The following is a 21,682-nucleotide window of genomic DNA, read 5'->3' as shown; positions in this document are numbered from 1 at the left end:
CGCGCCCGTGGGGGAGGTCACTGAAACGATGATCGGGTTGCACGGCGGGGGCCGTGTCTCCTAAGTAGTAGTCGGGTGGATGAGATATGCATCGCGGTGGCGGAGTGGGCGAAGGGACCGACGACCTGGGGCCCGAGCCTGCCCGGCGGGGTCGGCACCGGCGTGAGGCAGAGCGCAGACAGGGCATACAGGCCGGTGGTGCGCAGGGTGGCGGAGCCGGAAGCAGGAGTGGTGGCCGGGTGGGGGTGACCTACAAGTACTTCGGTGCCCCCGACGGGGCCACCGCCGCACGCGTGCCCATTTCGATGCGCCCCGAGGAGCTCGGGGGCGACGAACTGGGCATGGGCGGCATGTTCACCAAGATCAAGCCGGAGACGGTGGCGGCGATGGTCCTCACCGGCATCCAGGGCGTCCCCCTGCACAGGGTCCCCCCGCTGGAACTGGTCGTACTCCACCCCGATTACGCGGTGGTCAAGCTTCCGATGACGGTCGTCGACCCGCTGCGCGGCGTCGGCGAGGAGTCGGTGGGCGCGGCAGCCTTCATCTGGTCCACGGTCCCGGACCGGGGCGGTCCGCGCGACGCGTTCAACGTCTACCAACTGCTGCATGAATGGCAGGATTTCAGCCATCGCCTGCACGACGCGGGGCATCAGGCGTACTGCCTGGTGTGGCCCTGAGCCGGGGTTTCTCTGGTTCCGGGCGGGGGCTTCGAACCCCGCCCTCGTCATGTGCCGGGAAGGGCGGTCAGGCGGCCTGGGCACATTGGTTTCGCTCGGGGCACTGATGCGCCCTGCGCGGCGGCCGAGTAGCCGTCGTCCCCCGCGTCCAGGAGCACGGAGGCATACGCGTGCCAAAGGGCGTGCATGCCGTCTTCCGGGGGGCACTACCTGTTCATCCGAAGACCCCTCCGACGAACGACGTGGGGCGCCATCGCCCTCACCTCTTCATCCTCACCACGGATGCGCTGCCTCGCATCTTCATCCCTGAGCGATGCGAGCACTCGGGGCACCCGCCTGATCACTTCACTGGCCGATGGCCTCCGCGCCGCGTCGGGGAAGGCAGAAACGCGGGTGCGGGAAGGCACATGCCGGGGGCCCTGCCCCCGGACAGGCTCCCGAGGACAGATCCGGCCAGACGCAGGAAGATGGAATGACGACGTGCCGAGTACAACGTCGTCACCCTCCCGGGCAATCACGTCCGCGCGGCCCTGAAAACAACGGCGCAGCCGATCGCAGATCAGCCCGTCGCGCCGCCCGTGCGGTCAAGGGCGCCGACTTCCGCCACGCCTCGCCCAACTGGATCGCCGACCTGACTCCCATCCGGAGGCAACCATGGGCAAAGTTCTCGGTGACGTGCTGGGGCTTGCGGCCGGCGTCGCGGTCAGCCCGCTCCCGATCATCGCCATCATCCTCATCCTCGCCACGCCTCGAGGACGTCTCAACGGACTCCTCTTCACCGTCGGCTGGATCCTGGGACTCTCGGTACTGGGCGCGGTGATGCTGGCGATCGCCTCCCCCACAGGCGCCTCCGCCCACAACCACCCGGCCACCTGGGTGGGAGCTCTCAAACTCGCCCTCGGCGTGCTCCTCGTCCTCTTCGGCGCCCGGCAGTGGCACCGGCGCCCGGCGGATCCCTCGCAAGCCGAGTTGCCGAAGTGGATGGGCGCGATCGACCGCCTCACCCCGGTCAAGGTCTTCGGACTCGGAACGGCCCTGGCCGCGCTCAACGCCAAGAACGCGCCGCTGACCATCGCCGCGAGCGCCGCGATCGGCTCAGCCGGTCTGCCGGTCGGGCAGCAGATCGCATCGCTGGCGATCTTCGTCCTGATCGCCACCCTCGGCCTGCTGGCCCCGCTGGGAGTTTTCCTGCTCGGGGGAGAGCGAGCCAAAACCACGCTCGGCAATTGGAAAGACTGGGCAGCCCAGCACCATGTCGTCGTGATGGCCGTCCTGTTCTTCGTTCTCGGATTGAAAGTGCTCGGAGACGGCATTTCCATCCTCACCTCCTGACAGGACCACCCACGCGCGGCGGTGGATCCGATCACAGACGCGCAACAAGGGGTCGCCGCGGAGCGGCTTTGGCGCGAGTGATCACGGCGCCGTAGTGCGCACGGCACGGGCGCCGGCCCGCTCCGCGGTCTCGGGAAGCGTCATTCGGGTTGGCCCTCGGTACCGAGGCGTCCACGCATCTGCCTCTGAGTAAGAGGAGCTCACAAAATGGGAGTCCGATCAGCTCGCGGCGTCTGGTGCGTGCGATCGCAAGGCGCTGGAAGGTCCTTGTAGCGGAGCTACTAGGGCGTTTCGGCAACGCAGCGAGCGTGCGTGCCAGGCGTCGCGAGCCGGACGCCCATTTTGTGAGCTCCTCTAAGGCGGCCTGGGCCGCCAACTGCGCTTTCGCCCTCCTGACACGGGCTTCATGCGTGCGCGATGCGTGAGCAAGGATTCGATCCCACTCCTAAAGCGGATGGCGCAGGTAGGCGGAAGGCCGTCAGTCGGCCACGCCATGGCATGGCGGCGGGTGGGGTAGCACCGCCTGGGAAAGTCCTGTCCCTCTGGAGTTCGTCTCTCGGGCAAGGCAAGATGTGGCGCATGCCCAGTCGCAGTGAGGTCGTCTTACCTGCAGATATTCGGCTTGCAGGGGATGGGATACAACTGCGGGAGTGGACCGATCACGACCCGTCAGCGTTGGCCGAGCTCTACGACGACCCGGATATTGCCCGTTGGACTCCGGTGCCTTCGACGTTCGACGCCGAGGCGGCCCGTGAGTGCCTGGCCAAGGCTCTCCAAGCCCGCAAAGAAGGCCGTAAAGCGCAGTTGGCGATCACTACCGATGGTAAACAGCCGCGAGGGGAGATCCTCCTCTTCCGATGCGATCTCGACCCGCGGGACGTTGAGCTTGCCTACGTCATCGGCAGGCAATACCGGCGCCAAGGCTTGGCTTCCCGCGCCGTGAAGGTGGTAACGGATTATGCCTCCCGCCGACTCGGCGCCAGGCGAGTACTGCTGCGTATCGAAGCAGAGAACTCGCCGAGTGCGGCCGTCGCCCGGACAGCAGGTTTCCGGCTCACCGACGACGAGCCCCTCATGCGCATGACCAAGGGTCGCCAGGTGGCGCTGCATACCTGGTGCCATGGGAACGCTGGAGGGGACTCGCTCCCGGCTTGAACGGGGAGATCGTGATTCTCTGGCTCGCCTCAGCGCCGGGGACTACGGTCGTGAGCGTGATCGAACACGATGCCCTCAGCGTCACCCGCGAGGCCTACGACGCCGCTGCACCCCTGTACGGGCAGCTGTTCCGCGACGAGCTGCGTGACAGGCCTTTGGACCGCGCGATTTTGAGTGCCTTCGCCGAGGTCGTAAGTGCGAGTGGGGACGGTCAGGTCGCAGATCTGGGGTGTGGGCCTGGCCATATCACCGCTTACCTGGATGAGTTGGGGCTGGCGGCGTTCGGCGTTGATGCCTCTCCCGCGATGATCGAGTCGGCTCGACAGACTTACCCGGGCCTGCGGTTCGACGTGGGCTCGATGGCCGCGTTGAACATCGCTGACGGCGTGCTGGGAGGCGTACTTTCACGTTGGTCCGTCATCCACACTCCGCCGCCGGAACTTCCCGTCATCCTGGCGGAGTTCCACCGTGTACTGGCACCTGGTGGCCACATTCTGGTCGGCTTTTCGGCCAGCGATGATCCGTCTCACTCGACGCAGGTCTTCGATCACACAGTCGCGCCGGCCTACCGGTGGTCGCCGGATCACCTCGCCGCGATGTTGCACACGGCCGGTTTGGCCGAGGTGGCCCGGATGGTCCGCGAGCCCCAGCCCACCGACCGGCGGCAGTTCAAGGAGATTCACCTGCTCGCCCGCAAATCCGAGGCAGGGTCTGCCCAGACGAACGCATGACCGCATACAGCCTGCCGGACGGGGAAGCCGTCAGGCTCCAGGCGTCGACTCGTGATCAGGGCTCACCGCCCGTTCGAGCGTCATGGATATTCAACGTCGGTGGCCCAGGACCAGCTGGGCGATGCGCGGCGGCATGCTGCCCAAGACGGCGCCGGTGGTGAAGATCCTCCGGAAGTCCGTGCGGTAGGCCCGGATCCGTAGTTCAGGCACCGACCACAAAGCGTCGTGGGGCAGCACAGTAGGCCTTTCGTGAACCACCCCGTGCTGCCGTCGCCGCGTTCGTCCCGGCCCCTGGCCTCCGTTCTGAAACCGTGCTGCACCGACACCATTGCGTCGGTGCAGCCGCGCCGACTATCTTCTGAACATGTTCACTGAACACGTTCAGGCAACTCGCGCCGAACGAAAACGGCGGACCACCACCCGCATCATCGAGGCCGCCGAAAGACTCTTCCAGGAGCGTGGCTTCCAGGGCACAACGGTGCGGCAGATCGCGGCGGAGGCGGGTGTTTCCGTGGGTGCCGTCATGGCAGTGGGGGACAAGGAGTCTCTGTTGAGCCTTGTCTACGACCAAGCCATCGCCGCCCGCATCCCCGCGCCACCGGCGGCGGAGTCCGCAGCCTCCGCGGTCGACTACCTGGCCCATTACTTCGACCCGTTCCTCGATTTGTTCGCCGAGAACGACGAACTCGCGCGCTCGTACTTCCGGACCCTGACCCGAGGTCAACCCGAGAACGCGGCCCTCGGCAGGCTGCGCACGCTGACCGAGGACAATCTCACCGCCGCGATGGTGAAGGCGGGAATACCCGACCCCCGCGCCCGGCACGGTGCGCAGGTGATGTTCACCAGCTACCTGGGTGAGCTGATGCTGCTTGCCGCGGGATCCACCGACCGGCAGCAGACGGCAACCGGGATCCGGCGCACCGCCGAATTCGTCACCGTATACGAAGAGGATGATCGATGAACCTCTCTGAACTCCCGTCTCCCGTCTGGCCAATCCTGATCCTGCTCGGGATACAGGCGGGCGACGCCGCAATGATGCTCCGTCCACCGAGATTCATCGTCGACTGCCTGGACGGCGTACGGTTCCCGCGCGACTGGTGGTGGGTGCTGATCACCCTTAAGGCAGCCTCCGTAGTGGGGCTCGTCGTCGGGCTCTGGGCGCCCGGCGTCGCCATGACGACCACTGCTGCGATCGTTGTCTACTTCCTGGCGGCCGCCGCATCCCACATTCGCGCGCGAGCCTTGAACTCCGCGTTCTGGGTCAACTGCCTGGGCATGCTACTGCTGTCCCTGGCTGTGCTCATGGTGAGCTTCGTGCGGCTGTGACTCACCACGGGCGCTGTCGTTGTGACAGTGTCGGGATCGCCCTGGGCGCGACGTCACAGGGGCCCTCCATCAGCGGTTTTCGCGTTCGTCGCAGGTGGCCTGGAGTCGGTAGGACTCGGTGCCGGTCTGGAGCAGAGTGCCGCGGAAGGTGAGGCGGTCAGCGATGGCCGCGCAGAGCCGGCGGTCGCCGAACGTCTTCTCCCACTCACCGAACGGTGAGTTCGTCGCGGCCGCCGTGGCCTTGCGTTCCGCCCGCTCCGTGAAGATCTGGAACAGCAGCTTGGCGCCCTTTGCTGCGGCTCATGCGGTCGTGCCCTCAGCACCTGGGTGGCGCAAGGGGTGTCGTCGGGTGTCCGGCACCTGCGCGGTACGGCTTCGTACGGCGGCGGCGCGGCATCCTCGGCGGGCCGCCGCCGTACGAGGCGGGGTCAGGCAGCGGCGGGCGCGGCCTGCTCGGTCACCTGGCGAATGACCTCGGTGAGCGCGGTGACGACTTCGGCGTCATCGGCGGGGTGGGTGTCGGCGAAGCGCGTCACGGAGCCGGGGATGGACAGCTTGACGTCCTCCAGGACCACACCGCCCGCGATCCCGGCGGACTTACGGGCATCGTCCTGCGCCCACACGCCGCCGTACTGGCCGAAGGCGGTGCCGACCACGGCGACCGGCTTGCCGGAAATGGCGCCGGCGCCGAACGGGCGGGACAGCCAGTCGATGGCGTTCTTCAGGACGGCCGGCATGGTGCCGTTGTACTCGGGCGAGAACAGCAGGAAGGCGTCGGCCCGGCCGGCCGCCTCGCGCAGCTCGACGGCAGCGGCCGGGACGCCTGCCTCGACGTCGGTGTCCTCGTTGTAGAAGGGCACGTCGGCCAGGCCCTCGTACAGCTGGATGTCGACGCCCTCGGGGGCGTGCTTGGCGGCGGCTTCGGCGAGCTGGCGGTTGTGCGAGCCGGAGCGGAGGCTGCCGACGAGCGCGAGGATGCGTACAGACATGAGGAACTCCCAGAGGGCGGAGACTTCGGAACGGTCTTCAAGCGGACCACGGTCCGTTGAAATTTGTACCACTTAACCGGACCGCGGTCCACTTTTCCCTTCCGGGGGCTACTCTGAGTCCATGACCGGTTCCGATACCCCGCCGCTCAGACCGTCCGTCCCCGGCGAGGCACGGGCGAGTCGGACGAGTCTCCCTCTCGCCCCGACCGATGAACCGCCGCAGCTACGTGCGGACGCCGCACGCAATCGCACCCGCCTGCTGGACGCGGCCTCCCGGCTGATGACCCAGTGCGGAGCGGCGAACCTGACCATGGAGTCGGTGGCTGCCGCCGCTGGGGTCGGCAAAGGCACCGTCTTCCGGCGCTTCGGTGACCGTGCCGGGCTCCTGATCGCGCTCCTGGACCACCGGGAGGTGCAGTTCCAGGCCGCCTTCCTCTCAGGTCCGCCGCCCCTGGGCCCCGACGCCCCCGCGGCAGAGCGGCTGCACGCCTTCGGGCCCGCAGTCCTGCGCCACGAACGCGATCACCACCCCCTGATCCTGGCCGGCCGGACCGACCCGCTGCGCACCTACACCGTCCCGGCGAGCCGCCTGCGGCTCAGCCACATCGCGATGCTGCTGCGTGGGGCGCAGGTGGCGGGCGACCCGGAACTGCTCGCGCACACCCTGCTCGCGTCCATCGACACCGCTCTCGTCCACCACCTCACGCAGGAGCGCGGCATACCGCTGGAGCGCCTGGAGGAAGGCTGGCACCACCTGGTCACACGGCTCGGGGCGACCCGGCCGTCGGACCGGGTGGACTGTGCGGACTCGCGTGACCGGGCGGCCAGGGGCCGGGCAGCTGAGGGCCCGGCGGCGGAGGGCTGTGCCGGGTCGGGGGCAGATCGAGCCATCGGGCCGTACCGGGTGTGATCACATGGGTGTGGCCTCCCAGGACGACCCGGACGGCCGGGTGGTGCGAGTCCGGTACGGCGATCCGGAGCCGCTGGGAACGGAGGCGCAGGTCCACGTCCCAGTGGCGGCGGAACCGGATCCGCACCCCGAATTTCGAAAGCTGCGGCAGCGTGGCCGGCGCGAGCCACAGTGCGTCGTCGCGGGTCTCCAGTCCCGTCATTCCGCGCTGTACGAAGTCGAGGGTGCCCGCCATCGCCGCCAGGTGGATGCCTTCTTCGGTTGTGCCGCCCTGGATATCGGCCACGTCCCCGGTCAGGGCCTCCTCGCAGTACTTCCACGCCGCCTCGCGGCGCACCCGGGCCAGCACCCAGGCATGGACCAGGGAGCTGAGCGTGGAGCCGTGGCTCGTACGCGCGAGGTAGTAGTCGACGGTGGCTCGCCACGCGTCCTCGTCCAGCGGGTACCCGAGCCGCCGGAAGAGGCCCGCGAGTTCTTCCGGTGAGAAGAGGTAGCCGAGCATCAGCACATCGGCCTGCTTGGACGCCTGGTAGCGGTTGACCGTGTCGCCCTCCGCCTCCAGGATCCGGTCCAGCCGCCGGATGTCCCCGTACCGCCTCCGGTACGCCTCCCAGTCGAGCTCCTCCAGCTCCCCGTAACCGGCGAACTGGCTGATGACGCCCCGGTGATACGGCACATGCAGCCGGTGGGAGATGTCCTCCCAGCGTTCCGGTTCGGTGGAATCGAGACGCATCCGGTCGCACAGCTGCCGACGCCGCGTCTCGGGCAGGGCCCAGTACAGCTCCGTCGAACGTGCCAGAACCCAGGCCGCTGTCACGTTCGTGTACGTGTTGTCGTCGAGGCCTGCCGCCTCCGTTCCCGGATAGGCGTCGTGGTACTCGTCCGGCCCGACGACACCGCGGATGCGATACCGGGCCAGGGACCGGTCCCATGCGGCGCTGTCCGCCCAGAACCTGGCGATCTGGAGCAGCATCTCCGCACCCCTGGAGTACAGGTACTCCGTGTCCCCGGTGGCCTGGCAGTACTGCCACACGTTGTACGCGACGGCCGAGCCGACATGGTGCTGCAGCCGGGAGCGGTCGGGCAGCCAGCGCCCCGAGTGCGGGTTGAGATGGAGTTCCTGGGTCTCCTCGCGTCCGTTGCCGGCGCTCTGCCAGGGATACATCGCCCCCGCCCGGCCGGCCTCGCGCGCCGCTCGGCAGGCCGCGGGCAGACGCCGGTAGCGGTAGTCGAGAAGGCCCCGGGAGACTTCCGGGAGATGCAGATTCAGGAACGGCAGTACGAACAGCTCGTCCCAGAAGACATGGCCACGGTACGCCTCGCCGTGCAGCCCTCTGGCCGGTACGCCGACATCGAGTTCGGCGGTGTGCGGGGAGAGCGTCTGCAGTACGTGGAAGAGGTGCAGCCGGAGAACGCGTCCCGCTTCGCCCGGGACGTCCAGCCGGACCTGCCCCCACAGGTCGGCCCAGGCCTGCCGGTGCGAGGACAGCAGCTGCGCGAAGTCCGGGGCCCTTCGCACCGCGGCCACGGCTGCCCGCAGCGGGCTGCCGATCGCGCGGTCGCGGGTGGTGTGGAGGGCCACCGTCTTGTCGACGGCGACGGCGGTACCGGAGTCCGGGCTCAGCGGCAGCACCAGCCGTTGGAAGACCGCCTTCTCCGTCTGCCGGGGGCGAGGGTGCAAATCGGGTCGCAGGCCGGGGCCGGCGTCGGGGCCGGGTTCACCGCCGTACACCGCCAGCGTGCGGGCCGCCAGCGCGACACCGATGTCCGACTCCACCGTGCGGCACTTCAGCGACACCACACCGTCCTCGTCCGCGCCGGTCACCCAGCCGGTGAGGTGCTGGTTCGACAGATCCCGGTACCGCGCGACGCCGGAGTTGCGGACGCCGCCGTCGATCCCCGCCTCCACCTCGATCACGCCCGCCCACCCCTCCGCCCGGAACACCGTGTGCAGGGCGGCGAGATGCGGATCGCCCATGTGCACCAGACGGCACTGCTCCACGTGCAGCCGCCGGCCCGCCTCGTCCTCGTAGACGGATCGACGGGTGAGCGTGCCGCCGAGCAGATCGAGTGACTGGCCGTGTTCCACGAGGTGTTCGTGGTCCGGGGTGAGCCACGGTCCCGGGGCGGTACCGGCAGGGCGGATGCGGTAGTGCAGCGGCAGCCAGTTCGGGAGGTTGACCAGGTCCTCGTTCTCGACCCGGCGGCCCCGGACCGTGGAGGTCAGCCGGTTGTAGCAGCCCGCCACGTAGGTGCCGGGGTAGTGCGGCCACGCCTCGGACGACGTCTCAAGTGTCATATGTGGCACAGGTGTCACAGGTGTCACAGGTGTTTCGGATGCGGCTCCGCGGGTGGCGAAGTACCCGTTGCCGAGCGCGCACAGCGCCTCCCTCAGCCGTTCCTCCCGCGGGTCGTATCCCTCGTACGACCAGGTCCAGGCCGACGGCATCAGTCGTCACCGGCCGTCAGCAGGTCCCCCGGATCGGACACCACGAGGTCGGCACCGTGGCCGCGCAGTTCCGCGGCGCTGGTGGGGCCGCCCGTACGGTCCACGCCGACCACGAGTCCGAAGCCGCCTCGGCGCCCGGCCTCGACCCCGGCCAGCGCGTCCTCCACCACGGCCGTGTCCCGGACCGGGATCCGCAGGCGCCTCGCCGCTTCGACGAAGAGCGCGGGGTCCGGCTTTCCCGGCAGCCGCAGCCGATGTGCCTCGTTCCCGTCGACCACGGCGTCGAACCGGTCGATGAGGCCGGCCCGCGACAGCAGTTCCGTCGCGTGCCGGGACGCGGATACGGCGGCGCACGGCATCCGTTCGCCGCGCAGCACGTCGAGGAGGCGGACCGTGCCGGGCCAGACGTCGACCGGGTCGGTACGCAGGCTCTGCGTGAACAGCTCGTCCTTGCGGGCCGCGATCGCCCACACGGTCGCGGTTCCGGGCGGGTCGTCGGGGCTGCCTTCGGGGAGGTCCAGCCCCCTCGATGCCAGGAACGCCGCCGCACCGTCCCTCCGCGAGCGGCCGTCGACGTGCCGCAGGTAGTCGTCGACGGCGTCGAACGGCCGCTGTCCCCCGACGGCCGACAGACAGGCGTCGAACGCCTTCTTCCAGGCTGCGGCGTGGCCCCGGGCGGAGTCGGTGATCACTCCGTCCGTGTCGAAGACCACGGCCCGCACGGAACGCAGGCACGGTGCCGGGGACAGTGCGGCTGCCACGATCGGGGGTCCCTTCGTCAGGGGCTCCTTTCATGGCATCACGGTTCCGGCGCAGGGGCGCGGCGTGGCTCCGTACGACGTCCCAGCGGTCCCGGCGGTCCTGAGATTTGCTGGTCCCGGCTCTGCGACGCGCCGCAAAGAATCGGCTGCGTGTCTGCATGGGCTCGCACGAGCCGCAACGGCTTTGTACGCTGCGCGGTCGCGGCGGCGGTACGGGACGCGAGGGCCGTCCGGAGCCTTCGGCGGGACGAACGGCCCATCCCACCGGGCCGAGATCTGTTCCATGCTGGAGAGACATCGACCGTTCCCGATCTCCCGGGGGTCCCGATGCTCAGCCAGCCACCCGACGACACGACGCTGACCGGCCTCGTCGCCGATGCCACCGCCGCCCCCTCCATGCACAACGCCCAGCCCTGGCAGTTCCGCTACACGCGCGCCGGCCGGACCCTCACGCTCCTGGCGGATCTCCGCCGTGCGCTGCCGGAGGCCGACCCCGCCACCCGTGCACTGCACGTGGGCTGCGGCGCGGCCCTGCTGAATCTGCGGGTGTCCGCCGCCCACCACGGCCTGGAGACGGTCACCGCGCTGCTGCCCGAACCGTCGGCCCCGGCCGTGCTGGCCACCGTCCGGTTCGGCGGCCGCCCGGACGCCCCGCGGAAGCCCGAGGACGAAGCGCTCGCCGCTCTCCACCCCGCGATTCCGGACCGGCACACCAGCCGCTACCCGTTCGACGAGCAACCGATCCCCGAGGACGTCCGCGCCCGCCTGGCCGAAGCGGCCCGTGTCGAGGGCGCGGACTTCACGTTCCTGGCCTCGCCGCATCTGGAGACCGTGCTCGAACTGATCCGGGACGCCGAGGGGTACGACCGCGGGGACCCGGCACGGGAGGCGGAGCAGGAGCACTGGACCCGGGACACGAAGACCGACGCGCCCGTCGACGGAATCCCCGACTACGCCTTCGGCCCCCGCGACGCCTCCGGACGGGCGACCACCCGCGACTTCGCGGGAACCGGCGTACTCCCGGGCCGGCCACGCGTTCCGTTCGAGAAGCGTCCGCAACTGGCCCTGCTGACCACCCCGGGCGACCGCCCCACGGACTGGCTGCGCGCCGGTCAGGCCCTGGAGCGCGTCCTGCTCACCGCCACGCTCGACCAGGTGTCCACCTCGTTCTCGACCCAGCCCATCGAATGGCCGGACCTGCGATGGCTGCTGCGCGACCCGGTCTTCGGCACGGGACAGGCCCAGATGATCGTCCGCCTGGGATACGGGCCCGGAGGACCGCGCACGCCGCGCCGCCCCCTGGACCAGGTACTGACCATCGAACCGTAGAACATCCGTACGGAAGGCGGTGGGAGCGATGCTGCTCCCCGTAGTCGTCGGAGTGGACGGATCAGAGGGCAGTCTCCGCGCCCTGGACTGGGCAGCGGCGGAAGCGGCCCGCTCGCAGCACCCCCTGCGCGTCGTCCACGCCTCGCTGTGGGAACGCTACGAGGGCATGCACCCCGCCTCCGACAGCGAGCGTCCCACCGAAAAGGCCCTCGCCGAGCATCTCGTCGCCACCGCCCGTGAACGCGCCCAGCGGCTCGGGCCCGAGGTGGCCGTGGCGGCCTCCGTGGAACCCGAGGACCCGGTGGCCGCACTCGTCAGGGAGAGCCACGAGGCGGCCATGGTCGTCCTCGGCTCGCGCGGCCGGGGCCGGATCGCCGGGATGCTCCTGGGGTCCGTCAGCCTTGCGCTCGCCGGCCGGTCCCGCTGCCCGGTCGTGGTGATCCCGGCGAGGACACCGGACACCCCGCCGCAGTCCGGCCGCGTCGTCCTCGGGATCAGCGACGCCGCAGAACCGTCGGCGGCCGCCGTCTTCGCCCTCGCCCAGGCCGCTTCGCGCCACGGCGAACTGGTCGCCGTACGGGCCTGGCGCCGCCCCACCCACCACGCGCTGGTCCACCCGCTCATCTCGGGTTCCCCGGCCTCCGCGCATCACCGGCAGGCCGAGGAGCACCTCGAAGAGGTACTGGCAGGGCTGGACCGGACCGGTGCCCCGGACGTCACCATCCACAGGTCGGTGGTGCAGGGGCCGGTGCACCAGGAATTGATCGAGGCCGCCAAGGGTGCCGAACTGCTGGTCGTCGGCGCGCGGCGGCCCAGCGGATGGCACGGCACCCACCTGGGCCAGGTGAACCACGCGATGCTGCACTACGCGCCCTGCCCGGTCGCCGTCGTCCCCGATGCGTACCACCGCCCCGAGCCCGAGCCCGATACGGACTGAGCCGACGCACACTCTCCGACCCCCGGCGCCACGCGCCGGGCGAATGCCGGCCCGGCGCGTGTCCCCGATTCGCATCACGTGCCGGGCGGACGCCAGCCCGGGTCCCGGCCGGTCAGCGCCAGCACCTGCTCGAAGGGGCCGGCCCCTTCCGGTACGGGGTGCGGCTCACCGAACACCTTCGCCTCCCGGGCCATCGGCGCCATCGCGGCCAGCCCCGGACCGATCTCGTTCAACACGGACTCGTCCGGTACGAACTCCTGGCCGGTGGCCCGCGCAAGGTCCCAGGCGTGAACGGTCAGATCGCCCAGCACCATGTTCCCGACGGTCCTGGCCGGGAGCCCCATGGCCCCCGCGGTGCCCTCGTCGGCCCCGGGCACGGCCCAGGCCGCCACCAGCTTGGCCGTCTCCTCGCCGAAACGCGCCCGCCACTCCCCTGTGACGGCGTCCGGCACCTCACCGAAATCGGCCTCCTTCCTGGCCGCCAGGGCCTGGAAGTTGACGACCACTTGGAAGAGGTGGTTGATCAGGGCGCGTACGTCGTACTTCGCGCACGGCGTGGGGTCCCCCAGCCTGTTGTCGTCGATCCCGGCCAGCACGGGAACGACCCGTCCGGCGGCCGTTTCCAGCAACTCGCTGATTTTCTCCATCCTTCGACCTTGCGCGCCGGGGCGGCCGGGCGCTTGAAGAAACGCGACATCGCTCCCACGGAGTTCCGTGCCCACCGTAGGATCGCGGCCATGTCAGGTCCGCGACGCGACACCCGGGGCATCGTCGACGCCCCCGAACTCTTCGCGCAGGTACGTTTCCGCCGTCGCGAACCCCACCCCGGACTGCGGTCGTACCTGGAGCACTACTGGCTCATCGACTGGGATCTGCCGGAGCCCTACGCCTCCCACCTGGTGCCGCACCCGTCCGTGAACCTGGTCTTCCAGCGGTACGGGACCGGGGGCGGGTCCCGGACCGTTGAGGTCCACCACGACGCCGGGTTCGCCGAGGTCTCGGGCATCGGCCTGAAGCTCTTCACGCAGAAGCTGGAGGGGCGGGGACGGGTCTGCGGGGTGCAGTTCCGGCCCGGCGGATTCCGCCCGTTCGCACCGGGCCGGCCGGTCTCCGCGTGGACGGGGCGGCGGCTTCCCGCGGACGAGGTGTTCACCCCGCCCGTCCCGCCGTCGGCCGTGCTGGACCCGGCGGACGAGGACGCGCGGGTGGCGGCGCTCGACACATACCTGCTGGCGCTCGGCCCGGAACCGGACCCGCAGGCCGAGCGTGCGATGGCCCTGGTCGACCTGGTCCGTACGGATCGCACGGTGCGCCGCGTCGACGAACTCGCGCGCATCGAGGGGCTGTCGTCGCGCTCGCTCCAACGGCTCTTCGCCACGTACATCGGAATCGGCCCCAAGTGGGTCATCCTCCGCTACCGCATCCATGAGGCGCTGGAGCGGGCCGAGTCGGATCCGAAGGTGGACTGGGCGGCACTCGCGGCGGAACTGGGATACAGCGACCAGGCCCACCTGGTCAGGGACTTCACGGCAACGGTCGGCGTCCCCCCGACGGCGTTCGGCCCACGCTGACCCTGCCCCGCTGTCAGTGCCCCGTCCTACAGTTTTGGCATGGAACGCGCCGCTTCGTCTTCCGTACTGATCGAGCCCTGGTCAGAGACCGACCTGGAGCTGCTCCGCCGTGCAAACGCACCGGAGTTGATGGACCATCTGGGCGGTCCCGAATCGGAGGAACAGCTCATAGCGCGTCACGAGCGCTATGTGGAGATGAGTGCGGACCGGACGGGCCGGGGCAGGATGTTCCGCATCGCCCTGGCCGGCGGGGACGAAGCCGTGGGCACGATCGGCTTCTGGGAGCGGACCTGGCAGGGCCGAGAGGTGTACGAGACGGGGTGGGCCGTCCTCCCTGGATACCAGGGTCTGGGCATCGCGACGGCCGCGACGACAGCCGTGGCCGAGCAGGCCCGCGCCGAGCACAGGCATCGCTATCTGCACGCCTATCCGTCGGTCGACAACGGCGCGTCGAACGCGGTGTGCCGCAAGGCAGGCTTCACCCTGATCGGCCCGTGCGACTTCGAGTACCCACCCGGCCATGCGCTGCTCACGAACGACTGGCGGCTGGACCTCACCCCGGACGAGGAGGGCTGACCTCAGTCCAGATCGAGGGCCTTGTCGAAATTGAACGCGCCGATACTCAACCGCTCCCGCAGATAGAAGCGGTGGGCGTCGGTGCGCTGCGTGCCCGAATCCAGGTTGAGGTGCAGGCAGCCCGCAGCCCTGGCCCGCCCTTCGAGGTGCCTGAGGAGCCGACGGCCGACACCGGTGGAACGGGACCCTTCGGCGGTCACCAGATCGTCGACGTACAGCATCCGGATCCGGCTGGTGTTGTGGACGACGCGCCAGCCGGCCGCGCCCACGCAGACGCCCTCGTCGTCATAGGCAGCGCTGAACCGCAGCCCTTGCGCGTACCCCTGCTCGCACACCTCCCGGAAGAGGTCCTCGGTGAGGTGCGGGCGGAGTTCACGCAGCACGGGAAGCAGGTCGGCGACCAGTCGGGCATCACCGGGTTCGAGGTCGAGGATCTTCATGCGGGAACTGTAGGCGCGCGAGGCACTCCCGAAAACGATTGACGGGCGAATCCCTTCTCCAGGATATTTATCTGCGTCACACAGTTTATGTGCAACACAGTCACGCCTCGGAGCAGATGAACGCCCGGATGAACGCTCCGAGCAAGACCCGGAGGAGACCCCCATGCTCACGCTCGTCACCGGATGCCGCGGCCGCATCGGCGCCACGCTCGTCTCGCTTCTGCACCGGGACGGCCACGCCGTACGCGCCGCCTCACGCAACCCCGAACAGCTCACCGCTGCCCGTCGGCGTACCGGTCGTGGCCTGCGATCTGGGCGATCCCGCCACCTTCGCGACCGCTCTCGACGGGGTTGCGTCCGTCTTCCTCTACGCCGACGCGTCCCGCGTCGAGGCCTTTCTCTCCGCGGCCGAGACCGCCGGGGTGAGTCACATCGTGCTGTTGTCCTCCAGCTCGGTTCTCGCCCCGGATGCCCACGCCAACCCGATCGCCGCCTCCCACCACGCGGTGGAGCAGGCCCTGACGGCCTCGCCCCTCACCACGACGCTGCTCCGCCCGGGCGCCTTCGCGAGCAACGCGTACCAGTGGGCGGAGTCGGTACGGACCCACGGCTCGGTCGACCTCCCCCACCCCCACAGCCACACCAGCCCCGTCCATGGGACGGACATCGCCGAGGCCGCCCGCGCCGTTCTCACCGACCCCTTGCTGCAGGGCGCGGCGTACCACCTGACCGGCCCCGAATCGCTCACCGCCGCAGAACAGGTCGGCGTCCTGGCGGCAGCATCCGGGCGCCCCATCACCGTCAACGCCGTGACCGGGGCGGCCTGGAAGGAGTCCGTGGCCCCTTTCGTTCCCGGGCCGATCGCCGAGGCACTGCTCGCCTACGCGGCGGCCACGGACGGCTCCCCGGCCGAGGTGACCGGCGATACGGAGAAACTGACCGGCCACCCGGCCCGCACGTTCGCCACCTGGGCCGAGGAACACGCGGCCGCCTTCCGCCCCTGAGCCGCACATGCCTGGACAGAAAGCCCTCGCCGACGGACCCCACCCGATGACATCCTGACGAGGTGAACGGACCGGAGATCCACCTCGAAGTCGCCCCCGAGCTGCGGCTCTTCGTCGCCCATGAACGCCGCCGGGGACGCTCGACCGTGACCACCGACGGCGCGTCCACCCTCGGCCATGTCGTGGAGTCGCTCGGCATCCCGCTCACCGAGGCCGGGCAGCTTCTGGTCGACGGCAGGCCCGTATCCGTCTCCCACATCCCGGGGGCGGGCGAACTGGTCCAGGTGGGCGCCGTGGAACGCCCCCAGCGCATCCCGGGCGCGCCCCTGAGGTTCCTGCTCGACGTCCACCTCGGAACGCTCGCCCGGCGGCTTCGGCTGCTGGGTGTCGACGCGGCGTACGAGAGCGAGGACATCGGCGATGCCGCACTGGCCGCCCGGTCCGCGGACGAGCGCCGCGTACTGCTCTCCCGGGACCGCGGGCTGCTGCACCGGCGGGAGATCTGGGCCGGGGCGTATGTCTACAGCGACCGCCCGGAGGACCAACTGCGGGACGTGCTGGAACGTTTCGCCCCGCATCTGGCACCCTGGACCAGGTGCACCGCCTGCAACGGCCCGCTGAAGGCTGCCGACAAGGAGTCCGTCAGCGGCCGGCTGGAGCACGGCACCCGGCGCTCGTACGACATCTTCGCGCAGTGCACGGAGTGCGACCGGGTCTACTGGCGGGGCGCCCACCACACCCACCTGGACGCGATCGTCACGAAGGCGCTCCACGACTTCGCGCCCACTCCCCCCGGACGACTCCCCGGACAACGCCCAGGAGAACGGCCACGACAGGGTCCACCAGGCCCGTCCACCTTCGACCCCGGAGCCCTGAGAGCCCAAGAAACCCCACGAACCTCAGGAACCTCAGGAGCCTCAGGAGCCTCAGGAGCCTCAGGGTCCGAAGACTGGCGGGCCGCCTTCCCGCAACGCTGCGACCTGTCGTGCGCTCAGCTCAACAGTCCGCCGCATATGGGCGATGAGCAGCGCCACCTCGTCATCGTCGCACGCCTCGAACATCGCCGCCCACGCGCCGCTCAGCCGCTCCCACACCGCACCGATCTCCACCATCCGCTCCCGGACGGTCGTGACGAGCACGCGCCGCCGGTCGACCGTGTCACGCTCGCGCGTCACGTAACCGCCCCGCTCCAGCCGGTCGACGAGCCGGGTCGCCGATCCCGTGGTGAGCCCGGTCAGTTCCGCGATACGGCCCGTCGTGACCGGCCCGGTCTCCAGTCCTAGGAGGTTGAGGCACTGCAGATCGGTCGGGTGAAGCCGCAAGTGGTCCGCTACGGCCTGGTTGAAAAGGGCATACGCGGCCATGTAGCGGCGCGACTCGACGGTCAGCTCGGCCATCAGCGCACTGCGATGCTCCCGGGATTTCTGCGGCATGCAGAAAGTGTACGAAGCAGTCACTGCCGACCGATCACCTTGCTCTACGGCCGCTCGGCGGTCAGGTAGCGCTGAACGGTGGGCGCGAGCCAGGCGATCACCTCCTCGCGCGGCATCGAGACGGCGGGTTCGATGCGCAGGACATGGCGCGCGAGTGCCATCCCCAGGATCTGCGAGGCGACGAGAGCCGCACGGCGCGGAGCGTCGGCCTGGTCGGGGCAGACGCCGGCCGCTATCGGGCCGAGCTGTTCGGCGAAGACCTCCCTCATCCGCTCGGCTCCGGCGTCGTTGGTGACACCGACTCTGAGCAGGCCCGTGAGCACGTCGTCACCCTCCCAGCGGTCCAGGAAGTGCGCGACGAGGGCAGCGCCGATGTGTTTGCCCGGTATCGCGCCCAGCTCGGGCATCCGCAGGTCGATCACGGACGCGGCGGCGAACAGCCCCTCCTTGTTGCCGTAGTAGCGCATCACCATCGACGGGTCGATGTTCGCGTCACGGGCGATGGCCCGGATGGTGGCGCGCTCGTACCCGTCGGCAGCGAACCGTTCGCGCGCGGCTTCGAGAATCGCGGCCTTGGTGGTGTCCGAGCGGCGGGGGGCGGTAGCGGGCTTCGACTCCATGCCAACAACTGTAGGCCAACAAGTGTTGACTTGCCAGTCACGGCAGAGTTACCGTTGCCAACAAGCGTTGACCAACGGTTGTTGGCAACGAATTGGCACGAAGGTGACAGCTGACGAACGGGCCCAGGAGGCAGCCATGACCACCACCCCGAGCACCGCACCCGACACCGCCAACGTCGACGTCCTCGTCGTGGGCGCAGGCCCCACCGGCCTGCTGCTCGCGGGCGACCTGGCCGCCCAAGGCCTCTCGGTCGCGCTCGCGGAGCGCCGCCCGCACGAGACCAGCAACATGACGCGTGCCTTCGCCGTACACGCCCGCACACTCGAACTGCTCGACACCCGCGGCCTCGCCGACGAGCTCGTCAAGACGGGCACGCCCCTCTCCGCCCTGCGCTTCTTCAGCAGGCTCTCGCTCGACCTCTCCCGGCTGCACACCCGCTTCCCCTTCGTACTGATCACGCCGCAGTACGAGGTGGAGCGCCTGTTGGAGCGCCGCGCCCGCACCACGGGCGTCCATTTCCGTTACGACACGGAGCTGACCGCGCTCCATCAGGACGCCTCATCGGACACCGTCACCGCCGAACTGCGCCAGGCGGACGGCAGCGTGACCACGCTCAGGGCCCGCTACCTCGTCGGTACCGACGGCGTGCGCAGCCGGGTGCGTCAGGCACTCGGCCTCCCCTTCCCCGGCAGATCAGTGATCCGGTCGATCGTCCTCGCCGATGTCCGGCTCACCGAGGAGCCCCCCGACCTCCTGACGGTCAACGGCGTGGGCGACGCCTTCGCCTTCATCGTCCCCTTCGGCGACGGCTGGTACCGCGTGATGGGCTGGAACCGCACCCACCAGGCCGCCGACAGCGACCCCGTCGACCTCGACGAACTGCGCGAGATCACCCGCCGCGCCCTCGGCGCCGACTACGGCATGCACGAGGCGCGCTGGATCTCCCGCTTCCACAGCGACGAACGCCAGGTGCCCGCCTACCGCACCGGCCGGGTCTTCCTCGCCGGGGACGCCGCGCATGTCCACTCCCCCGCAGGCGGCCAGGGCATGAACACCGGTCTCCAGGACGCCGCCAACCTCTCCTGGAAGCTCGCCGCCGTACTGCGCGGACAGACGGCCGCCCCGGAGGCACTGCTCGACAGCTATCACTCCGAACGGCACCCGGTCGGCGCAATGGTGCTCCGCTCCAGCGGCGCACTCGTCCGCCTCGCCATGGCCCGCACACCGCTCCAGCGGACGGTCCGAACCCTCGCCGCCACAGTGCTGTCCGTGATCCGGCCCGCCTCCGACAAGGCCATCGGCCAGGTCTCCGGCATCTCGATCGCCTACGCGGCACCACGTGGCGCCCACCCGCTCACCGCGAAGCGCGCCCCGGACCTGAGCCTGCGGGAAGGCCGCCTCCACCAACTCCTGCGCGACCGCACGTTCGTCCTCGTCACCCCCGCCGACGCCACCACTCCGGCATCACCCATCCCCTTGGTGCACGCCCACTGGAGGAGCGACCGCACCACCACGCTGCTCGTCCGCCCCGACGGCTACATCGCCTGGGCGAGCGACCACGCCGACCCGACGGCTCTGCAGGCCGCCCTCACGCTATGAGCACGCACCCCGCACCCACAGCACCCGTCGCGCCGGCATCAACAGCGGCCGACGGTCAGAACACGTACTCGTCCCCAGTGGCCAGGGCCAGCACCTCGTGGTCATTGTTCTGCGGGTTCCGGTCGGTCGCCCCGCCGTTCCACAGCGTGTCGACCCGCACGACGACCTCGTCCGGCCGCCCCGCAAGCTGCAGTTCGAGCGCGAGCTGCCGACCCTCCGCCTCGTCCGTGCGCAGCGCACCAGTCCGGCACAGCACGGTCAGCCGGTCCGCCTGGAGACAGCCTCCCGGAAGCTCCTGCCGCCCGGAGAGCGACATCGATACACGCACCCGTAGGGTCACACCGGTCAGGTTCGACGGCCCGCGGTTCACGCTCTGCACCCAGACACCGAGCCCCGAACCCCACAGCGAGACATGCCCGTGGTGCGACACATCCGCCTCGGGCGCGATGCCCCCAGCCGCAGCCGCGCCATCCATCCCCAACACCACAGCCACAGCTGCTGCGGCCGCAGGCACACCTCTACGTGTCACCACCATGCCCCGAAGATACAGATCGCCCCGAATTATCCACATTCATCCACCAGTTCGGCGCGCCTTCCCCCCTCGGCTCCCCCGACCTCCCCCTGGACCCGACTCCCTCCCCTCCCATGACACGCTGAGCTCATGGTCGTCGCCCGCTCTGTAGCCCTGTTCGTCGTCGCCGCACTTTTCGAGATCGGCGGCGCCTGGCTCGTCTGGCAGGGCATCCGTGAACACCGGGGCTGGATCTGGATCGGCGCGGGCGTCATCGCACTCGGCGTCTACGGACTTGTCGCCACGCTCCAGCCGGACGGCGAGTTCGGCCGCATCCTCGCCGCGTACGGCGGTGTCTTCGTCGCGGGCTCGATCGCCTGGGGCGTCGTCGCCGACGGCTACCGCCCCGACCGCTGGGACGTGATCGGCGCGCTGATCTGCCTGGCCGGCATGGCCGTCATCATGTACGCCCCCCGCAACCACTGACCGCACGCCTGCCTATCCTGGCCCCGTACCGATCCGCCGCCCGAGGAGTCCGCCATGGCCGCCACCCCGATCGCAGTCATCACCGGAGCGAGCAGCGGCATCGGCGCCGCGACCGCCCGGCAGCTGGCGGCCGCCGGCTACCGCGTGGTCCTGACCGCCCGCCGCAAGGACCGCATCGAGGCGCTCGCCGCCGAGATCAACGAGGCGGGCCACCAGGCAACGGCCTACGCCCTGGATGTCACCGACCGCAACGCGGTGGACGAGTTCGCCACGGCGTTCCGTACCCTCGCCGTCCTCGTCAACAACGCGGGCGGCGCACTCGGCGCCGACCCCGTCGCCACCGGCGACCCCGCCGACTGGCGCCAGATGTACGAGACGAACGTCATCGGCACACTCAACGTCACCCAGGCCCTGCTCCCCGCGCTCACCGAGGGCGGCGACGGCACGGTCGTGATCCTCTCCTCCACCGCGGGCCTCTCCACGTACGAGGGCGGCGGCGGCTACGTGGCCGCCAAGCACGGCGAACACGTCCTGGCCGAGACGCTCCGACTGGAGATCGTCGGTACCCCGGTCCGCGTCATCGAGGTGGCCCCCGGCATGGTCAAGACGGAGGAGTTCGCCACCACCCGCTTCCGCGGCGACACCGAGAGGGCGGCAAAGGTCTACGCGGGCGTCGAGGCCCCCCTCACCGCCGAGGACGTGGCCGACACGATCACCTGGGCCGTCACCCGCCCCAGCCACGTCAACATCGACCTCCTTGTGGTCCGCCCCCGCGCCCAGGCCTCCAACACCAAGGTCCACCGCACCGCCTGAGCCCCGGAGCCCCGGAGGGAGCAGCCGGACGG

The 21,682-nt window shown here is 70.0% G+C and carries 22 protein-coding genes and 3 pseudogenes; 16 read left to right on the top strand and 9 right to left on the bottom strand.

Annotated features, from left to right (window positions below):
• The first annotated feature begins 86 nt into the window (after nt 1-86).
• The 6 genes from ACZ7L9_RS31515 (at nt 87) to ACZ7L9_RS31490 (ending at nt 5,221) form a co-directional block, all read left to right on the top strand.
• Nucleotides 87-677 carry a hypothetical protein gene (locus ACZ7L9_RS31515; protein ID WP_471420565.1) on the top strand — a complete coding sequence of 197 codons (591 nt, stop codon included), beginning with the start codon at nt 87-89 and terminating at the stop codon, nt 675-677.
• Nucleotides 678-1,331: 654 nt separating this feature from the next.
• On the top strand, nt 1,332-2,009 hold the full coding sequence (locus tag ACZ7L9_RS31510) for a GAP family protein (protein ID WP_471420563.1): 678 nt from the start codon (nt 1,332-1,334) through the stop codon (nt 2,007-2,009).
• A gap of 579 nt (nt 2,010-2,588) precedes the next feature.
• Nucleotides 2,589-3,164 carry a GNAT family N-acetyltransferase gene (locus tag ACZ7L9_RS31505; protein WP_471420561.1) on the top strand — a complete coding sequence of 192 codons (576 nt, stop codon included), beginning with the start codon at nt 2,589-2,591 and terminating at the stop codon, nt 3,162-3,164.
• A 56-nt stretch (nt 3,165-3,220) separates the two neighbouring features.
• Entirely contained in the window at nt 3,221-3,895 is a 675-nt protein-coding gene (locus ACZ7L9_RS31500) for a class I SAM-dependent methyltransferase (RefSeq protein ID WP_471420560.1), read from the top strand.
• Nucleotides 3,896-4,259: 364 nt separating this feature from the next.
• Entirely contained in the window at nt 4,260-4,856 is a 597-nt protein-coding gene (locus ACZ7L9_RS31495) for a TetR/AcrR family transcriptional regulator (RefSeq protein ID WP_471420559.1), read from the top strand.
• Nucleotides 4,853-5,221, top strand: coding sequence for a DoxX family protein (locus ACZ7L9_RS31490; RefSeq protein ID WP_471420557.1), 369 nt, complete (start codon nt 4,853-4,855; stop codon nt 5,219-5,221). Before ACZ7L9_RS31495 ends, ACZ7L9_RS31490 begins: the two co-directional genes overlap by 4 nt.
• Nucleotides 5,222-5,290: 69 nt before the next feature.
• On the opposite strand, the pseudogene ACZ7L9_RS31485 reads toward ACZ7L9_RS31490, so the two are convergent.
• Nucleotides 5,291-5,512, bottom strand: a pseudogene (locus ACZ7L9_RS31485) (ATP-binding protein); the annotation flags it as partial.
• Nucleotides 5,513-5,649: 137 nt separating this feature from the next.
• On the bottom strand, nt 5,650-6,210 hold the full coding sequence (locus ACZ7L9_RS31480; protein ID WP_471420555.1) for an NAD(P)H-dependent oxidoreductase: 561 nt from the start codon (nt 6,208-6,210) through the stop codon (nt 5,650-5,652).
• 121 nt (nt 6,211-6,331) lie between these two features.
• Between ACZ7L9_RS31480 and ACZ7L9_RS31475 the strand changes: the two are divergent.
• Nucleotides 6,332-6,985: pseudogene (locus tag ACZ7L9_RS31475) on the top strand (TetR/AcrR family transcriptional regulator); the annotation flags it as partial.
• Here the strand turns inward: ACZ7L9_RS31475 and ACZ7L9_RS31470 are convergent.
• Nucleotides 6,969-9,569, bottom strand: coding sequence for a glycoside hydrolase family 65 protein (locus ACZ7L9_RS31470; RefSeq protein ID WP_471420553.1), 2,601 nt, complete (start codon nt 9,567-9,569; stop codon nt 6,969-6,971). The pseudogene ACZ7L9_RS31475 and the gene ACZ7L9_RS31470 sit on opposite strands and share 17 nt — an antisense overlap.
• Entirely contained in the window at nt 9,569-10,330 is a 762-nt protein-coding gene (locus tag ACZ7L9_RS31465) for an HAD family hydrolase (protein ID WP_471420551.1), read from the bottom strand. The genes ACZ7L9_RS31470 and ACZ7L9_RS31465 overlap by 1 nt, the downstream gene beginning before the upstream one ends.
• A gap of 327 nt (nt 10,331-10,657) precedes the next feature.
• On the opposite strand from ACZ7L9_RS31465, the gene ACZ7L9_RS31460 reads away from it, so the two are divergent.
• Both ACZ7L9_RS31460 and ACZ7L9_RS31455 read left to right on the top strand, forming a co-directional pair.
• Entirely contained in the window at nt 10,658-11,659 is a 1,002-nt protein-coding gene (locus ACZ7L9_RS31460; protein ID WP_471420549.1) for an Acg family FMN-binding oxidoreductase, read from the top strand.
• 28 nt (nt 11,660-11,687) lie between these two features.
• The gene (locus ACZ7L9_RS31455) at nt 11,688-12,596 is read left to right on the top strand and encodes a universal stress protein (RefSeq protein ID WP_471420548.1); all 909 of its coding nucleotides are present in this window, start codon (nt 11,688-11,690) and stop codon (nt 12,594-12,596) included.
• Nucleotides 12,597-12,670: 74 nt separating this feature from the next.
• Here ACZ7L9_RS31455 and ACZ7L9_RS31450 read toward each other — a convergent pair whose 3' ends face one another.
• Nucleotides 12,671-13,243 carry a TIGR03086 family metal-binding protein gene (locus tag ACZ7L9_RS31450; protein ID WP_471420546.1) on the bottom strand — a complete coding sequence of 191 codons (573 nt, stop codon included), beginning with the start codon at nt 13,241-13,243 and terminating at the stop codon, nt 12,671-12,673.
• Nucleotides 13,244-13,333: 90 nt separating this feature from the next.
• Here ACZ7L9_RS31450 and ACZ7L9_RS31445 point away from each other — a divergent pair, with 90 nt between their 5' ends.
• Together ACZ7L9_RS31445 and ACZ7L9_RS31440 are read left to right on the top strand one after the other, a co-directional pair.
• On the top strand, nt 13,334-14,167 hold the full coding sequence (locus tag ACZ7L9_RS31445; protein ID WP_471420545.1) for a DUF6597 domain-containing transcriptional factor: 834 nt from the start codon (nt 13,334-13,336) through the stop codon (nt 14,165-14,167).
• A gap of 39 nt (nt 14,168-14,206) precedes the next feature.
• The gene (locus tag ACZ7L9_RS31440) at nt 14,207-14,743 is read left to right on the top strand and encodes a GNAT family N-acetyltransferase (RefSeq protein WP_471420543.1); all 537 of its coding nucleotides are present in this window, start codon (nt 14,207-14,209) and stop codon (nt 14,741-14,743) included.
• Nucleotides 14,744-14,745: 2 nt separating this feature from the next.
• On the opposite strand, the gene ACZ7L9_RS31435 is transcribed toward ACZ7L9_RS31440, so the two are convergent.
• A complete protein-coding gene (locus tag ACZ7L9_RS31435; RefSeq protein ID WP_471420541.1) occupies nt 14,746-15,183 on the bottom strand; it encodes a GNAT family N-acetyltransferase in 438 nt (145 codons plus the stop codon).
• A 299-nt stretch (nt 15,184-15,482) separates the two neighbouring features.
• On the opposite strand from ACZ7L9_RS31435, the gene ACZ7L9_RS31430 reads away from it, so the two are divergent.
• Both ACZ7L9_RS31430 and ACZ7L9_RS31425 read left to right on the top strand, forming a co-directional pair.
• On the top strand, nt 15,483-16,187 hold the full coding sequence (locus ACZ7L9_RS31430; protein WP_471420540.1) for an NAD(P)H-binding protein: 705 nt from the start codon (nt 15,483-15,485) through the stop codon (nt 16,185-16,187).
• Nucleotides 16,188-16,249: 62 nt separating this feature from the next.
• Nucleotides 16,250-16,972 (top strand): annotated as a pseudogene (locus tag ACZ7L9_RS31425) (Mut7-C RNAse domain-containing protein); the annotation flags it as partial.
• Between the two features lie 150 nt (nt 16,973-17,122).
• On the opposite strand, the gene ACZ7L9_RS31420 reads toward ACZ7L9_RS31425, so the two are convergent.
• Together ACZ7L9_RS31420 and ACZ7L9_RS31415 are read right to left on the bottom strand one after the other, a co-directional pair.
• The gene (locus ACZ7L9_RS31420; protein WP_471420539.1) at nt 17,123-17,620 is read right to left on the bottom strand and encodes a MarR family winged helix-turn-helix transcriptional regulator; all 498 of its coding nucleotides are present in this window, start codon (nt 17,618-17,620) and stop codon (nt 17,123-17,125) included.
• 44 nt (nt 17,621-17,664) lie between these two features.
• A complete protein-coding gene (locus ACZ7L9_RS31415; RefSeq protein WP_471420538.1) occupies nt 17,665-18,240 on the bottom strand; it encodes a TetR/AcrR family transcriptional regulator in 576 nt (191 codons plus the stop codon).
• A 136-nt stretch (nt 18,241-18,376) separates the two neighbouring features.
• Between ACZ7L9_RS31415 and ACZ7L9_RS31410 the strand changes: the two genes are divergently transcribed.
• Nucleotides 18,377-19,840: an FAD-dependent monooxygenase gene (locus tag ACZ7L9_RS31410; protein ID WP_471420535.1), complete on the top strand. Its 1,464-nt coding sequence runs from the start codon at nt 18,377-18,379 to the stop codon at nt 19,838-19,840.
• A 55-nt stretch (nt 19,841-19,895) separates the two neighbouring features.
• Here the strand turns inward: ACZ7L9_RS31410 and ACZ7L9_RS31405 are convergent, their stop codons facing one another.
• The gene (locus tag ACZ7L9_RS31405; RefSeq protein WP_471420533.1) at nt 19,896-20,315 is read right to left on the bottom strand and encodes a hypothetical protein; all 420 of its coding nucleotides are present in this window, start codon (nt 20,313-20,315) and stop codon (nt 19,896-19,898) included.
• Between the two features lie 186 nt (nt 20,316-20,501).
• Between ACZ7L9_RS31405 and ACZ7L9_RS31400 the strand changes: the two genes are divergently transcribed.
• Both ACZ7L9_RS31400 and ACZ7L9_RS31395 read left to right on the top strand, forming a co-directional pair.
• Nucleotides 20,502-20,837: a YnfA family protein gene (locus ACZ7L9_RS31400; RefSeq protein ID WP_266746886.1), complete on the top strand. Its 336-nt coding sequence runs from the start codon at nt 20,502-20,504 to the stop codon at nt 20,835-20,837.
• 54 nt (nt 20,838-20,891) lie between these two features.
• Nucleotides 20,892-21,650 carry an SDR family NAD(P)-dependent oxidoreductase gene (locus tag ACZ7L9_RS31395; RefSeq protein ID WP_471420532.1) on the top strand — a complete coding sequence of 253 codons (759 nt, stop codon included), beginning with the start codon at nt 20,892-20,894 and terminating at the stop codon, nt 21,648-21,650.
• Nucleotides 21,651-21,682 lie beyond the last annotated feature (32 nt).

Source organism: Streptomyces sp. NPDC111516 (assembly GCF_055635345.1).
This window is presented reverse-complemented; position numbering and strand designations above follow the sequence as displayed.

Excerpts from the sequence above, each read along its gene's own strand:
- ACZ7L9_RS31495 (WP_471420559.1), top strand. The coding sequence starts at position 4,260 with ATGTTCACTGAACACGTTCAGGCAACTCGCGCCGAACGAAAACGGCGG.
- ACZ7L9_RS31450 (WP_471420546.1), bottom strand. The coding sequence starts at position 13,243 with ATGGAGAAAATCAGCGAGTTGCTGGAAACGGCCGCCGGACGGGTCGTT.
- ACZ7L9_RS31410 (WP_471420535.1), top strand. The coding sequence starts at position 18,377 with ATGACCACCACCCCGAGCACCGCACCCGACACCGCCAACGTCGACGTC.
- ACZ7L9_RS31510 (WP_471420563.1), top strand. The coding sequence starts at position 1,332 with ATGGGCAAAGTTCTCGGTGACGTGCTGGGGCTTGCGGCCGGCGTCGCG.
- ACZ7L9_RS31470 (WP_471420553.1), bottom strand. The coding sequence starts at position 9,569 with ATGCCGTCGGCCTGGACCTGGTCGTACGAGGGATACGACCCGCGGGAG.
- ACZ7L9_RS31400 (WP_266746886.1), top strand. The coding sequence starts at position 20,502 with ATGGTCGTCGCCCGCTCTGTAGCCCTGTTCGTCGTCGCCGCACTTTTC.
- ACZ7L9_RS31405 (WP_471420533.1), bottom strand. The coding sequence starts at position 20,315 with ATGGATGGCGCGGCTGCGGCTGGGGGCATCGCGCCCGAGGCGGATGTG.
- ACZ7L9_RS31445 (WP_471420545.1), top strand. The coding sequence starts at position 13,334 with ATGTCAGGTCCGCGACGCGACACCCGGGGCATCGTCGACGCCCCCGAA.
- ACZ7L9_RS31480 (WP_471420555.1), bottom strand. The coding sequence starts at position 6,210 with ATGTCTGTACGCATCCTCGCGCTCGTCGGCAGCCTCCGCTCCGGCTCG.
- ACZ7L9_RS31395 (WP_471420532.1), top strand. The coding sequence starts at position 20,892 with ATGGCCGCCACCCCGATCGCAGTCATCACCGGAGCGAGCAGCGGCATC.
- ACZ7L9_RS31515 (WP_471420565.1), top strand. The coding sequence starts at position 87 with ATGCATCGCGGTGGCGGAGTGGGCGAAGGGACCGACGACCTGGGGCCC.
- ACZ7L9_RS31505 (WP_471420561.1), top strand. The coding sequence starts at position 2,589 with ATGCCCAGTCGCAGTGAGGTCGTCTTACCTGCAGATATTCGGCTTGCA.
- ACZ7L9_RS31415 (WP_471420538.1), bottom strand. The coding sequence starts at position 18,240 with ATGGAGTCGAAGCCCGCTACCGCCCCCCGCCGCTCGGACACCACCAAG.
- ACZ7L9_RS31440 (WP_471420543.1), top strand. The coding sequence starts at position 14,207 with ATGGAACGCGCCGCTTCGTCTTCCGTACTGATCGAGCCCTGGTCAGAG.
- ACZ7L9_RS31455 (WP_471420548.1), top strand. The coding sequence starts at position 11,688 with ATGCTGCTCCCCGTAGTCGTCGGAGTGGACGGATCAGAGGGCAGTCTC.
- ACZ7L9_RS31420 (WP_471420539.1), bottom strand. The coding sequence starts at position 17,620 with ATGCCGCAGAAATCCCGGGAGCATCGCAGTGCGCTGATGGCCGAGCTG.
- ACZ7L9_RS31490 (WP_471420557.1), top strand. The coding sequence starts at position 4,853 with ATGAACCTCTCTGAACTCCCGTCTCCCGTCTGGCCAATCCTGATCCTG.
- ACZ7L9_RS31460 (WP_471420549.1), top strand. The coding sequence starts at position 10,658 with ATGCTCAGCCAGCCACCCGACGACACGACGCTGACCGGCCTCGTCGCC.
- ACZ7L9_RS31435 (WP_471420541.1), bottom strand. The coding sequence starts at position 15,183 with ATGAAGATCCTCGACCTCGAACCCGGTGATGCCCGACTGGTCGCCGAC.